Source organism: Kitasatospora sp. NPDC004272, assembly GCF_053603035.1.
On record NZ_JBSGET010000187.1, the window covers coordinates 1 to 13,193 of the forward strand.

The 13,193-nt window shown below is 75.3% G+C and carries 11 protein-coding genes and 1 pseudogene; 9 read left to right on the plus strand and 3 right to left on the minus strand.

Going from position 1 to position 13,193, the window contains the following annotated elements:
• From ACWEO5_RS35185 to ACWEO5_RS35225, 9 genes and pseudogenes are all read left to right on the plus strand, one after another.
• Positions 1-519 (plus strand): annotated as a pseudogene (locus ACWEO5_RS35185) (hypothetical protein); the annotation flags it as partial.
• Positions 516-1,100 carry a beta-ketoacyl synthase chain length factor gene (locus ACWEO5_RS35190; protein WP_452166184.1) on the plus strand — a complete coding sequence of 195 codons (585 nt, stop codon included), beginning with the start codon at positions 516-518 and terminating at the stop codon, positions 1,098-1,100. The pseudogene ACWEO5_RS35185 and the gene ACWEO5_RS35190, both read left to right, overlap by 4 nt.
• 221 nt (positions 1,101-1,321) lie before the next feature.
• Complete coding sequence (locus ACWEO5_RS35195) at positions 1,322-2,950, plus strand: AMP-binding protein (RefSeq protein ID WP_452166185.1); 1,629 nt, start codon at positions 1,322-1,324, stop codon at positions 2,948-2,950.
• Entirely contained in the window at positions 2,947-4,209 is a 1,263-nt protein-coding gene (locus tag ACWEO5_RS35200) for a beta-ketoacyl-[acyl-carrier-protein] synthase family protein (RefSeq protein ID WP_344552794.1), read from the plus strand. The genes ACWEO5_RS35195 and ACWEO5_RS35200 overlap by 4 nt, the downstream gene beginning before the upstream one ends.
• A gap of 67 nt (positions 4,210-4,276) precedes the next feature.
• Complete coding sequence (hppD, locus tag ACWEO5_RS35205) at positions 4,277-5,266, plus strand: 4-hydroxyphenylpyruvate dioxygenase (RefSeq protein WP_452166186.1); 990 nt, start codon at positions 4,277-4,279, stop codon at positions 5,264-5,266.
• 75 nt (positions 5,267-5,341) lie between these two features.
• Positions 5,342-6,256 carry a phytanoyl-CoA dioxygenase family protein gene (locus ACWEO5_RS35210; RefSeq protein ID WP_452166187.1) on the plus strand — a complete coding sequence of 305 codons (915 nt, stop codon included), beginning with the start codon at positions 5,342-5,344 and terminating at the stop codon, positions 6,254-6,256.
• Complete coding sequence (locus ACWEO5_RS35215; protein ID WP_452166188.1) at positions 6,253-7,257, plus strand: thiamine pyrophosphate-dependent dehydrogenase E1 component subunit alpha; 1,005 nt, start codon at positions 6,253-6,255, stop codon at positions 7,255-7,257. Before ACWEO5_RS35210 ends, ACWEO5_RS35215 begins: the two co-directional genes overlap by 4 nt.
• A complete protein-coding gene (locus ACWEO5_RS35220) occupies positions 7,254-8,255 on the plus strand; it encodes an alpha-ketoacid dehydrogenase subunit beta (RefSeq protein WP_452166189.1) in 1,002 nt (333 codons plus the stop codon). Before ACWEO5_RS35215 ends, ACWEO5_RS35220 begins: the two co-directional genes overlap by 4 nt.
• Before the next feature lie 110 nt (positions 8,256-8,365).
• Positions 8,366-9,541, plus strand: a complete 1,176-nt coding sequence (locus tag ACWEO5_RS35225; protein ID WP_452166193.1) for a type III PLP-dependent enzyme — start codon at positions 8,366-8,368, stop codon at positions 9,539-9,541.
• Between the two features lie 57 nt (positions 9,542-9,598).
• Here the strand turns inward: ACWEO5_RS35225 and ACWEO5_RS35230 are convergent, their stop codons facing one another.
• The 3 genes from ACWEO5_RS35230 to ACWEO5_RS35240 are packed head-to-tail and all read right to left on the minus strand — an operon-like array spanning position 9,599 to position 12,989.
• Positions 9,599-10,372 (minus strand): class I SAM-dependent methyltransferase, encoded by a 774-nt coding sequence (locus ACWEO5_RS35230; RefSeq protein WP_452166190.1) that lies wholly within the window; start codon positions 10,370-10,372, stop codon positions 9,599-9,601.
• Positions 10,369-11,499 (minus strand): aminotransferase class I/II-fold pyridoxal phosphate-dependent enzyme, encoded by a 1,131-nt coding sequence (locus tag ACWEO5_RS35235; protein WP_452166191.1) that lies wholly within the window; start codon positions 11,497-11,499, stop codon positions 10,369-10,371. The genes ACWEO5_RS35230 and ACWEO5_RS35235 overlap by 4 nt, the downstream gene beginning before the upstream one ends.
• On the minus strand, positions 11,496-12,989 hold the full coding sequence (locus ACWEO5_RS35240) for a radical SAM protein (protein ID WP_452166192.1): 1,494 nt from the start codon (positions 12,987-12,989) through the stop codon (positions 11,496-11,498). Before ACWEO5_RS35240 ends, ACWEO5_RS35235 begins: the two co-directional genes overlap by 4 nt.
• Positions 12,990-13,193: the final 204 nt, after the last annotated feature.

A 13,193-nucleotide genomic window follows, 5' to 3' on the forward strand; every position in this document is an offset into this window, starting at 1 on the left:
GGCCGCTCCGGGGACGCCCACCACGTCTGCCGCCCGCGGCCCGACGGCGCAGGCGTGGCCCGGGCCGTCCGGTCCGCACTGGCCCGGGCCGGGGTCGTCCCGGCCGGGGTGGACTACGTCAACGCCAACGGCACCGGTTCGCCGATGTCCGACCTGGCGGAGGCACGGGCGCTGCGCGAGGTGTTCGGCGCGGCCCTGGCCACCCTCCCGGTGAGCTCCAGCAAGTCCGTCCACGGGCACGCCCTGGAAGCCTCCGCGCTGCTCGAACTCGCCGTCACCATCGGTGCGTTGGGCGGCGAAGGACTGCCGGTCAACGCCGGCTGGCTGGGGCCGGACCCGGAGGTCGAACTGCACCTCGTCCTGCCGGACGACCGGGCGGAGGGCCGGGTGGAGAACTCGGCGGGGGGCCGGGTGGAGAACCGGGCGGCCGACCTTCCGGGCACCCCGCCGCGCTGCGCGCTGAGCCTCAACTCGGCGTTCGGCGGCGCCAACACCGCACTCCTGGTGGCCGCCGCGTGAGCCCGCTGCGCACCCTGGCCGGCGCGCACTGGCCGCCCGGCGAACCGCCGCCCCCGCTGCCCGGCTTCGCCGCCTCGGTCTTCAACCCGCTGGTCGCGGCCGTCGCCGAGCGCTGCCTGGCCGCCCACTACGGCGAACCCGGAGCACCCGGAGCACCCGGAGCACCCGGAGCACCCGGCGGCCCCGGGGAATCCGGGGAGCCGCGCCGCACCGGCCTGCTGCTGGCCAGTGCCGGGGGCGACCGCGCCACCGCACTGGCCATCGACACCGCCGCCGCAGGGCACCGGATGCCGCCGCTGCTGTTCTTCCAGTCCAACCCGAACGCCGTCCTCGGGCACGTCGCCGCCCGCTGGCAGCTGACCGGCCCGGTCGTCGCGATCAGCCCGCTGGAGGCCGCCGCTCCCGGTGAACTCCCGCCGGACGCACTGGAGTCGGCCGCCCTGCTGCTGGCCGACGGCGACGCCGACCAGGTCCTGGTGATCACCGCCGAGCTGGCGGAGCGAACCGAACGGCCCGCCGGGGAGCCCGGTGCGGCCGGGGGCACCGGCCACGCCACCGCCGTCCTGGTCACCGCCGGCTGACCGCGCGCACCCCGCTTCCCGACCGCCCGCCTTCCCGCCTGCCCCGCTTTCCGCCCGTCTTTCCGACCGCCCGCCTTCCCGCCCGTCCCGCTTTCCGCCTGCCCCGCTTTCCGCGCGTCTTTCCGACCGCCCGCCTTTCCGACCGCCCGTCCGTACGCGTCCCCGGACGCCGCACCGCACCCGCACGGCCAGCGCCGTGGTCCGTGGGAGGGATCCACACCGTGAGCATCCGCAGTATCCGCAGCCTCCTGGCGAACGACCCGGACGTCGGCGCCGGGAACGTGTTGACCAGCAGGATCGCCCTGGGCCTCGGTCTCGACGTCCCGCTGCTCTCCTTCGACACCCCGGTGGACGGCCGCCCGGCCGGGCAGGCGCTGACCCTGCGCGAGCTCGACCGCGCGGTGCGGGCCCGGGCCGCCGCGCTGCACGCCCTCGGGGTGGGCGAGCGGGACGCGGTGGTGGTGTACGCGACCGCCGCCGCCGACCAGGTGCTGTCCTTCCTGGCGCTGGCCCGGCTCGGCGCGATCCCGGCGCTGCTCAACCCCGGGGTCGAGGGCGAGCGCGCGGCCCGCTACATCGCCCGGCTCGGCGCCGTCGGCATCCTCACCGACCCCGCGCACCGGGCCGCACTGGCCGGGCACGACCCGGCGGCCCCGGTGCTCGCCGACGCCGCCGACCTCGGCTCCGCCGACCCGGAGTCGGCGCCCGCCCCGTACCGGCACCACGCGGACGACCCGATCGCGATCACCCACTCCTCCGGCACCACCGGGATGCCCAAGGCGGTGGTGCACTCGCACGCCAGCCTGTACGCGTCGATCCGGCACCGCGCCGCGCTGCCCCGCCCGCAGGGCATCGACCGGGTGCTCAGCGCGCTGCCGGCCGCGCACGCCGCGACGCTGATCACGCTCAACCTGGCGCTCAGCTTCGACTCCCGGCTGCACCTGATCTCCCGGCAGACCGGCCCGGCCGTGCTGGACGCGATCGAGGGCTGGCGGCCGCAGAGCGTGTTCGGCTTCGCCACCACCTGGGCCGACCTGGCCCGGCAGGACCTCGCCGCCCGCGACCTGTCCTCGGTCGGCCTGTGGTGGAACACCGGCGACTGCGCGCACGAGGCGCACATCCGCCGGCTGATCGCGCAGGGCTCGCGCGAGACCGTCACCCGCGAGGGCCGCGGCCGGCTGGCGGGCTCGGTGTTCGTCGACGGCCTGGGCTCCACCGAGATGGGCCACTCGCACTTCCACATCACCCACGCCCCCGGCACCGAGAAGTACGGCCGCTGCGTGGGCCGCCCGCACACCTTCGTGGACTGCGAGGTGGTGGGCCCGGACGGCGCGCCGCTCGGCCCGGGCGAGGTCGGCGAACTCGCCACCGCCTCACCGACGTTGGCGCCCGGCTACTGGAACGACTCGGTCACCACCTACCGGACCCGGCTGCGCGGCCGCTTCCTCACCGGCGACCTGATGTACCGGGACGAGGACGGCTACTACTACCACGTCGACCGGCTGGTCGACGCGGTCGACCTCGGCGACGGGCGGCGGCTGTACACCGCGATGTCCGAGGAGCGGGTGCTGGCCGACGTCCCCGGCGTGCAGGACTGCACCGTGGTCTCCTTCCGGGACGGCGAGCGGGTGGTCACCGACGTGCTGCTGATCCTCGCGGACGGCGCCGACCGGAACGCCGACCGCACCGCCGAGGTGCTGGCGGCGCTCGACGGGCCCACCGCCGCCACCGTCCGCTCGGTCCTGGTGGTCGACGAGGCCGATCTCCCGCTCGGCCCGACCGGCAAGGTCCGCAAGGTGCTGCTGCGCGAGCGCCACCTCGCCGCGATGACCTCGGCGGGGGCCCGGTGACCCGGGCCGGACGGCCGGGCGCCGTCGTCACCGGCATCGGGATGGTCACCTCGCTCGGCCGCGAGCCCGGCGAGGTCTTCGAGGCGCTGACCTCCGGGCGCAGCGGCATCACCGCCGTCCCCGAGGGCCACGTGGCGCACGGCTGGCTGCCCGCCGCCGGGATCGCCCCGCACGTCGACGGCCGGGAGGTGCTGCCGCCGACCGAGACCCGCTGCGTGGACCGCTTCGCGCTGCTGGCGATGGCCGCCGCGGACGCCGCGCTGGCCGACGCCGCGCTGGTGGTCGGCCGCGACGCCGACGCCCGGCGCACCGCCGTGGTGCTGGGCACCGGCGGCGGCGGCCTGGAGACCTACGAGGAGCAGGCGCGCCGCCGCCAGGAGCGCGGCCGTCCCGGCGTCAGCCCGTACCTGCTGCCCGGGATGCTCTCCAACATGGCGACCGCCCGGATCGCGATCAAGCACGGCATCCGGGGCTTCAGCACCGCGATCGTGACGGCCTGCGCGGCCGGCGCCCAGGCGGTGGCCGAGGGGCTGCGGCTGATCCGGGCCGGTGACGCGGACGTGGTGGTGTGCGGTGGGACGGACGCCTCGCTGCACCCGACGATCGTCTCGGCCTTCACCAACGCCCGTGCGCTGTCCCAGGGTTGGGACGATCCGGCGCAGGCGTCCCGGCCGTTCGACGCCCGCCGCAACGGCTTCGTGCTGGGCGACGGCAGCGCCGTGCTGGTGCTGGAGAGCGTCGAGCACGCCGAGGCCCGCGGCGCGGCCGGGTACGCCGAACTGGTCGGCTGGGGCTCCAGCACCGACGCCCACCACCCGACGATGCCGCGCCCGGACGGCTCGGGCGCCGCCGACGCGATGCGCGCCGCCCTGGCCAACGCCGGGCTGGCCGCCGCCGACATCGGCTACGTCAACGCGCACGGCACCGGCACCAAGCTCGGCGACCTCGCCGAATCGGCCGCGCTGAACGCCGTGTTCGGCGCGCACCGGCCCGCCGTCAGCTCCACCAAGGGCGCCACCGGCCACCTGCTGGGCGCGGCCGGGGCGGTGGAGGCCGCCGTGACCGCGCTGGCGGTGGCCCGCGGCCTGCTCCCGCCGACCCTCAACCTGGACGAGCCCGACCCGGCCTGCGACCTGGACCACGTCCGCGGCGCCGCCCGGCCGGTCCGGCTGCGGGCCGCGCTCAGCAACGCGTTCGCGTTCGGCGGCCACAACACCAGCCTGGTATTCGGGCCGACGCCCACCCGCACCGCCAAGTAGGCCGACCGAACGGCCCGTTCGCCCCGGCCGGCCACTCCGCTCTCCACTCCGCTTTCAGGGAGTCACGTTGTCGATCCAGACGATCACCCATGTCGAGTACCACTGCGCGGACGCCGCGCGGACCGCCACCGAACTGCAGACCGGCTTCGGCTTCCGGCGCGACGCCGAGCAGCCGGCCTGGAAGCCCGGGGTCCGGGCCGTCCACCTCCACCAGGGCAGCATCCGGATGCGGCTGCACTCCAGCGAGAACACCGACCACCCGGTGGCCCGCTACGTCGAGCGGCACGGCGAGGGCGTGGCCGTGCTGGCGCTCGGCTGCGCCGACCCGGCGGCCGCGCTGGAGCGCGCCGAGCGGCACGGCGCCGAGGTGCTGGACCGGGACGGCGCGCTGATCGCCGGGTTCGGCGACACCGCGCTGCGCTTCGTCCCGCTGCCGGACGCCCCGGAGTCCGCCGGCGGCGAACTGCTGGACGCCCTCGACCACGTCGCGGTGTGCGTCCCCGCCGGGGAGCTGGCGCGGGCCGTGCTGTTCTGCGAGGCCGCGCTCGGCATGCACCGGATCTTCGGCGAGTACATCGCGGTCGGCGAGCAGGCGATGGACTCCAGCGTGGTGCAGAGCCCCTCCGGGGACGTCACCTTCACCCTGATCGAGCCGGACACCGGCCGCCGGGCCGGGCAGATCGACACCTTCCTGGCCGACCACGACGGCGCGGGTGTCCAGCACCTGGCCTTCCGCACCGGCGACATCGCCACCGCGGTGCGCACCGCGAGCGCGCACGGCGTCGAGTTCCTCAGCACCCCGGGCGCCTACTACGACGGCCTGGCCGAGCGGCTCGGCGGCACCGCGATCCCGGTGGAGACGCTGCGCGAGCTGAACGTCCTGGTCGACCAGGACCACGGCGGCCAGCTGTTCCAGATCTTCGCCCGCTCCACCCACCCCCGGCGGACCTTCTTCCTGGAGGTGATCGAGCGCCAGGGCGCGGGCACCTTCGGCACCGCCAACATCAAGGCCCTCTACGAGGCCGTCGAGCGCCAGCGCGCCACCGCCTCCGCCTGACCGGCCCGACCGCCCGCCCGACCGCCTGACCAGCCCGACCGCCCGCCCGACCACCCCGCCGAGGAGGCACGCCCCGTGACCACCGCCCCCGCGTTCGTCCTGACCGAGGCCGAGACCGCCCTGCTGCCCACCCCCGAGGAGGTGGCCGGCTACCGCGAGCACGGCTGGTACCTCTCCGGGAAGCTGTTCACCGACCAGGAGGTCGACACCCTCCGGGCCGCCACCGACGACTACTACGAGGGCCACCGGGACCGCACCCTGCCCGTCCGGCCGCCGCGGCTGGCCGCCTGGGAGCCCGCGCACGGGCCGGTGCAGCGGCACAACGACTACGTGCACTACGAGAGCGACGCGATCGCCGCGATCCTGCGCAAGCCGCTGGTCGGCGCGGTCGCCGCGCTGCTCGCCGGGGCCGAGGAGATCCGGATCTTCCAGTCGACCCTGATCCTCAAGCCGCCGGTGCCCGAGGAGCCCTCCAACCAGGTGCCGTGGCACTTCGACAAGCACTACTGGCACACCTCCTCCTCGGAGGAGATGCTGACCGCGTTCATCCCGTTCCACGACTGCGGGGTGGAGATGGGCACCATCACCATGGTCGACGGCAGCAACCGCTGGGAGGAGCTGCCCTCCCGGGAGGACGCCACCCGGCACTTCGCCCAGCGCGACCGCTCCGAACTGGAGTCGATCCTGGCCGCCAACGCCGCCCACAACGGCGCCGAGGTCCGCAAGGTCCCGGTGGTCATCCCGAAGGGGCACGTCAGCTTCCACCACTGCCGGACCTACCACGGCAGCGGCGCCAACCTGGCCGACGTTCCGCGCCGGGCGATCTCGCTGCACCTGCAGGACGGCGCCAACGAGTACCGGCCCGCCACCCGCCCGGACGGCTCCCCCGCCTCCTACAACCACGACGTGCTGGTCCGGCGCACCGCCGACGGCCGCCCCGACTACGCCGACCCCGAGTTCTGCCCGGTGATCTGGCGGGGAGCCCGGTGACCCGGTCGGCGACCCGGCACGATCCGGCCGACCTGGGCTCCCCCGCCGGGCGGTACCGGATGCTGCGGCTGATCCGCGGCTTCGAGGAGCTCGCGCTCGGCCTGGTGCGGTCCGGGGAGATCACCGGCGGCATCCACCCGTACATCGGGCAGGAGGCGGTGGCGGTCGGCGTCTGCGCGGCGCTGCGCCCGCAGGACCGGATCACCTCCACCCACCGGGGCCACGGCCACGTGCTCGCCCGGGGTGCCGCCCCGGACCGGCTGCTGGCCGAACTCCTGGGCCGCACGGGCGGGTTGAACAAGGGCCGGGGCGGCTCGATGCACGCAGCGGACTTCTCACTGGGCATCCTGGGCGCCAACGGCATGGTCGGCGCGGGCGGCGCGATCGCGGTCGGCGCGGCCTGGTCGGCCCGGCAGGCCGGTGAGGACCGGGTCGCGGTCGCCTTCTTCGGCGACGGCGCGCTCAACCAGGGCGTCCTGCTGGAGTCCTTCAACCTGGCCGCGATGTGGCGGCTGCCGGTGCTGTTCGTCTGCGAGAACAACGGGTACGCGACCACGCTGCCCGCCGCCACCGCGGTGGCGGGCAGCGCCACCGGCCGGGCCGCCGCCTTCGGGATCCCGGCCGCCGAGGTGGACGGGATGGACACCGAGGCGGTCCGCGCGGCGGCCGCCGAGGCCGTCGAGCGGGCGGCGCACGGCGGCGGTCCCGGCTTCCTGGAGTGCCACACCTACCGCTTCGAGGGCCACCACACCATGGAACGGCTGATGAAACTGCGCTACCGCACCCCCGAGGAGGTCGCCGACCGGCGCACCCTCGACCCGCTGCCGCGCGCCGCCGCCCTCCTGCCGCCCGGCCTGGCCGGGCAGTTGGACGCCTCGGTGCAGCAACAGCTGGACGCCGCGCGGGAGTTCGCCCTCGCCTCCGAACACCCTTCACCGGAAAGGGCGTTGGACCACCTGTACGCCGACGGGCTGCGTCCGAGGGCGGGGTACGGCGGATGAGGCTCTCCTACACCAAGGCGCTCAACCGGGCGCTCACCGACGCCCTCGCCGCTGACCCTGCGGTCTGCGTGTTCGGCGAGGACATCGGCGCCGGCCTGGCCGGCCCCACCCTCAACCTGCTCGACCGCTTCGGCCCCGGCCGGATCGTCGACACCCCGCTCTCCGAGCAGGCGTTCACCTCGATGGCGATCGGCGCCGCACTGACCGGGCGGCGGCCGGTGATCGAGTTCCAGATCCCCTCGCTGCTGTTCCTGGTCTTCGAGCAACTCGTCAACCAGGCACACAAGTTCTCGCTGATGACCGGCGGCCAGGCCGGCGTCCCGCTGACCTGCCTGGTGCCGGGCTCCGGCTCCCGGGACGGCTGGGCAGGACAGCACTCCGACCACCCCTACGGCCTGTTCGCGCACGCCGGGGTGAAGACCGTCGTCCCGGCCACGCCCACCGACGCCTACGGGCTGCTGCGCTCGGCGATCGCCGACCCGGACCCGGTGGTGGTGTTCGCCCCGGCGGCCGCGCTGCCGGTGCGGGAGACCGTCACCTGGGAGCTGGCGCCGGTCCCGCTCGGCGAGGCCCGGATCCACCGCGCCGGCACCGACGTCACCGTGGTCGCCGTCGGCCACCTGGTGCACGACGCGCTGGCCGTCGCGGCGGAACTCGCCCCCGAGGTCTCCGTCGAGGTGTTCGACCCGCGCACCCTGTACCCCTTCGACTGGACGGCGCTGGCCGCCTCGCTGGAACGCACCGGGCGGCTGGTCGTCATCGACGACTCCAACCGCAGCTGCGGCATCGGCGCCGAGGTGCTGGCCACCGCCGCCGAGGGCATGCGCCTGGTCGCCCCGCCCCGGCGGATCACCCGGCCGGACGGCACCGTGCTGCCGTTCGCCCCCGCGCTGGACCGCGCCCTGCAACCGCACCGCGACCAACTGCGCGACGCCGTACGGGAAGTGGTGAAGCACCCGACCACGGTGACCCCGCAGCGCGAGGACCGGGACCGGTGAACCTGACCGCCGCACCCGGCTCCCGCACCGACGACACCCGCTCCCCCGACGGCCCCGGCCCCGGCACCCCCTCCCCCGGCGCCCCCTCCCCCGGCGCCCTCAGCCCCGCGCTGCGCTCCGCGCTGGCCGGGGCCACCGACGACCGGATCTTCTACGACCTGGCCGGCATCACCCGCGCCTACACCGCGCTGCTGGACGAACTCCCGGGCGTCGACGTCCGGTTCGCGCTGAAGGCGTGCCCGGTGGACGAGGTGCTGGCCGAACTGGCCGCGCTCGGCGCCGGCTTCGACGCCGCCAGCCCGAACGAGATCGTCCAGGCGCTCCGCACCGGCGTGCCGGTCGACCGGGTGCACTTCGGCAACACCGTCAAGTCGGACCAGGGCATCGCCGAGGCGTACCGCCGGGGCGTCCGGGACTTCGCCACCGACAGCCTCCCGGACGTCGCCGCGATCGCCGAACACGCCCCGGGCGCCCGGGTGTTCTGCCGGATCGCGACCAGCGGCGAGGGCGCGCTCTGGGGCCTGAGCCGCAAGTTCGGCTGCTCCCCGGCGGACGCCGTCGAGGTGCTGACGGCGGCCCGGGCGGCCGGGCTGACCCCGGCCGGGCTCTCGGTGCACGTCGGCTCGCAGCAGCTGACCGCCAAGGCGTGGACGGCGGCCTTCGAGCTGATCGGCGAGGTGCTGGTGGAGCTCCGGCGGCGCGGGATCAGGCCCGACCACGTCAACCTCGGCGGCGGCCTGCCCGCCCTGGGGTACGTGGACCGGCACGGCACCGCCCTGGAGCCGCCGCTCGCCGAGATCTTCCGGACCGTCCGGCAGGGCCTCGACGGGCTGCGCCGACTGCACGGCGGCGACCTCGACTTCGTGCTGGAGCCCGGCCGCCACCTGGTCGCCGACCAGGGCGCGATCCGCACCCGGGTCTACCGGCTGACGGACCGCCAGCAGCCGGACGGCGAGCGGGAGCACTGGCTCTACCTCGGCTGCGGCAAGTACAACGGGCTGTACGAGATGGACCAGTTGCAGTACCGGCTGGTCTTCCCGACCCACCCGGACCCGGAGTGCGTCCCGGCCGTGGTCGCGGGCCCGACCTGCGACAGCGACGACGCGTTCCCGCACGGGTACGCGACCGGCCGGGTGCCGGTGCCCCGGGCGGTGGCCTCCGGCGACCCGGTGTGGATCCTGTCCAGCGGCGCCTACGCGGTCAGCTACCTGACGCAAGGCTTCAACGGCTTCGACCCGCTGCCGTACACGGTGCTCCCGGCCGGGGCCCGGCTCCCGCGCCGGTGAAGCCCCGGGCCGGTGAAGCCCCACGCCGGTGAAGCCCCGGGTCGGTGAAGTCCCGTGTCAGTGCGGCCCGTTGCCGGTGCTCGCCCGGCAGGTCAGGATCTGCTTGGGCGAGGCGCCGGTGAACGGGGAGCCGTCGTAGTCCCCCTGGCGGTGCACGACGTCCAGGCCGGCCAGCCGGCACAGGGCGAGCAGTTCCTCGGGGAAGAAGCAGCGCATGCTGACCTTCTTGGTGCGGACGCTCTCGCCCTCGCGCAGGTAGTCGAGGGTGAAGTGCAGCACCTGGGTGGCCGCGTCGTAGCCGGTGGCCGCCCGGACGTCGAGCCGGGTGCCGTCCAGGTCGGTGACCGACTTGTGGTGGTAGGGCGCGTCGGGGAGCCGGGTGAGCTTGGCCGGGGCGGGGTTGAACACGTCCAGGACCAGCGTGCCGCCGGGACGCAGCACCTCGCGCGCGGAGGTGAGGAAGGCGAGCACGGAGTCCAGGTCGTGCAGGTGCTGCATCGCGTTGGTGGCGGAGAAGACCAGGGCGTAGCGGCGGTCGGTGCGGATGGCGCGGCAGTCCTGTTCGAGCCACTCGACGGGCAGGCCCTCGGCGGCGGAGCGGCGGCGGGCCAGCGCGAGCATGCTGGGCATCACGTCGAGGCCGGTGACGTCGACGCCCGCGCGGGCGATCGGCAGGGTGATCCGCCCGGTGCCGCAGGCGACCTCCAGCACCGGGCCGTCGGCCCGGACGGCCCGGTCGAGGAAGAACGGGACGTCGTGGCCGCGGGTGGCGAACTCGTGGTCGTAGAACTCCGCGTCGTCGTACACGGCGAGGTCCTGCAGCGGTTTCATCGGGCGTTCTCCGGAGCGGGGGCGGTGATGGCGGTGGCGGGGGCGGGGGCGGTGATGGCGGCGGCGGGGGAAGGGTCGGGGGCGAAGGGGTCGGCGAGGCTGGTCAGGACGGAGCCGGTCCAGGGGGTGTCGCCGAAGACGGTGGCCGGGATCGCGAGCAGGCCGTGCTCGGCCAGCAGGGTCCCGGCGGGGGTGTCCACCGGGAAGAAGTAGTTGCCGGGGCTGGTGCGGGCCGCCTCGGGGATCCCGGCCCGGACGTCGGCCGGGAGCCGCTCCAGCAGCCGTTCGGCGCGGGCGGCCAGGGCGGCGGCGACCTGCCGCGGGGTGTCCGCGTGCTCGGTCAGCAGGCTCTCGGCCAGCCGGAGTCGGGCCTGGCCGGGCGGGTCGCCGCGGAACGCCTCGGCGATCGCGGTGTCGTCCGGGCCGAGCAGGACGATGCCGAAGGTGCGGGGGTGCAGCCAGCCCTTGGTGACCGAGTGCAGCAGGACGGCGCGGCCGGTGTCCAGCAGCCGCCGGGTGCCGGGGGCGAACGGGGTGTCCAGGTCGTAGACGGTGTCGATCAGCAGGCGGCGGTGCGGGGAGCCGCGCAGCCAGTCGGCCAGTCCGGTGCACTCGGGGTCGGTGAGGTACCGTCCGAGCGGCTTGCTGGGGTTGGCCAGCAGCAGGTACTCGGGGCGCTCGCCGTCCGGCGGGGCCTGCGGCAGGACGGGGGCGGGCAGCGTCGGGTAGCTGTCGGGGGCCAGTCCGGCGGCGCGGGCCAGCTCGAAGTAGACCGGGTAGACGTCGGCGGGCAGCCAGAGCCGGGCCCCGACCGCGTCCAGGTGCCGGAAGACCAGGTCGAGGCCGTGCCGGACGCCGCGGCTGACCAGGGCGCGGCGCGACCACTGCTCGGGCAGGCCGTAGCGGCGCAGCCAGGTGCGGGCCAGGTCGCAGCGGTACACCGTGCGGACGGTACCCCCGTCCGTCCCGTCCGCCGGTTCCGCTCCGTCCGCCGGTTCCGCTCCGTCCGCCGGTTCGGGGCGCAGCGGGGCGAGCGCCCGGTACAGGTTGGTCTCGGCGGCGTCCAACAGCGACGGGTCGGCTTGCAGCCGCTGCTGCCGGAACGCCTGGTGCTCCTGGTGGTTCACGCCGTCACGCCTTCCGCGCCGGTCCCGCCGGCGGTCCCGATCCTGGTCCCGATGCTGGTCCCGATGGTGATCACGTCGCCGGTCGCGCCGCCGGTCACGGCACCGGCCGTGCCGCCGCTCGCGCCGGTGACCCCGCCGCCGCTCCCGCCGGTGATCTCGCTGGCCCGGTCCTCCAGCGAGGCGTAGCAGCGGCCGTCGGCGAGCACGTTCCAGCTGCGGACGAGGCCGTGGGTGCGTTCCCAGAGCAGGCTGGGCTCGGTGTAGGCGGCGATCCGGATCGGGTGTCCGTCCCATTCGCCGGCGAAGACGGGGGCGCCCCAGGGCAGGCTGTCGGTCCGGGTGAAGCCGTGCCGCTCGGCGAAGCGGGTGACGACGGCGAGCGGGACCTGGTGGTCGCGGCTCCAGCGGTTGGCGGCGTGGTCGTGGTAGAGCGATTCGGTGCTGGTGGAGACGTAGAGCTCCTTGAAGCAGACTTCCCCGACGCCGTGCGCGGCGGCCCAGGAGAGGTAGTCGGCGACGCCCGCCTCGTCGGCGACGCCGCCGTGCTGGAGGACGCAGATCAGTCGCAGCCGCAGTCCGGGCCAGCGTTCGCGTCCCGCGCGCCAGGTGTCGACGACCTCGCCGACGGGGGTGCGCAGGGCCATCAGCCGTTCGCTGACCTCGTCGTCCTGGTGGTGCCGGGAGACGGCGAGGACGCTCAGGCCGGCGGCGGCGAGGTCGGCCAGCCGGTCGGCGCGCTCGGCGGGGGCCAGCTTGGCCAGGTTGTGGGCGTTGCTGATCAGGACGGTCTTGGGGAAGGCGGCGGCGCAGGCGGCGACCAGTCGCACCTGCTGGTCGAACGGGAGCAGGGTGGGTTCGCCGCCGCCGGTGATCACCGCCCGTTCGGCGCCCGCGGCGCGGCCGCGTTCCAGCCAGGCGCCGACCGTCTCCCAGGGGACGCGGGCGGGTGGCTGGTCGCTGGAGATGGAGGCGGCGGAGAAGCAGAACGCGCACTTGGCCTGGCAGGCGGCGGCGACCGGCAGGACGGAGACCGAGCGCGGCCGCAGGTCGGCGTAGTCGCCGAGCCGCGGGTGCAGGCTCAGCGAGGCGGCCATCGCGTCCTCGACGGTGGTGGGGCGCAGGGCGGGCCGCGCCCCGTCCGGTGCGGCCGGGTCGAGTTCGTGGACGGCGGTCAGCCGGATCCGGTCCTCGCGCAGTTCCGCGCCGAGGCCGGTGCCCTCGTTGGGGCGCAACTCGGCGGGGTCGACGTCGGTCTCCAGCACCAGCAGCCGGTCGCCCGGTATCGCCAGCCGTTCCAGCAACCGGCCGGCCTTGGCGGTGCCGATGCCCAGTTCCGCGCGGGTCAGCAGGTGGAACCGGTCCGGGAAGGTGCTCTCCGGGATGCCCGCCTTGCCGTAGCTGAGCGCGTACTTGTCGAAGCCCCGGGCGAAGTTCGACAGCACGATGACGTGGAAGCGTTGGCGGGAAAGCTGCTGGTCGGTGCGGTTCATCCGGTCATCATGCCCCCGACCCGGCGGTCGGGGGAACGGGTTTCCGCGGCGGACGCCCGAGGGGCGGCCGCCGCGGCGGGTCCGGTGCGGGGCCGGTGCGGGGCTGGTGCGGGGATGCTCTTATGGATGTCAAGCAGCGGTGGTGAGCTGCTCGGCGGTGATTGGTGTGGTGCTGGGTGTGGTCAGGACCTGGTAGATCTCTCG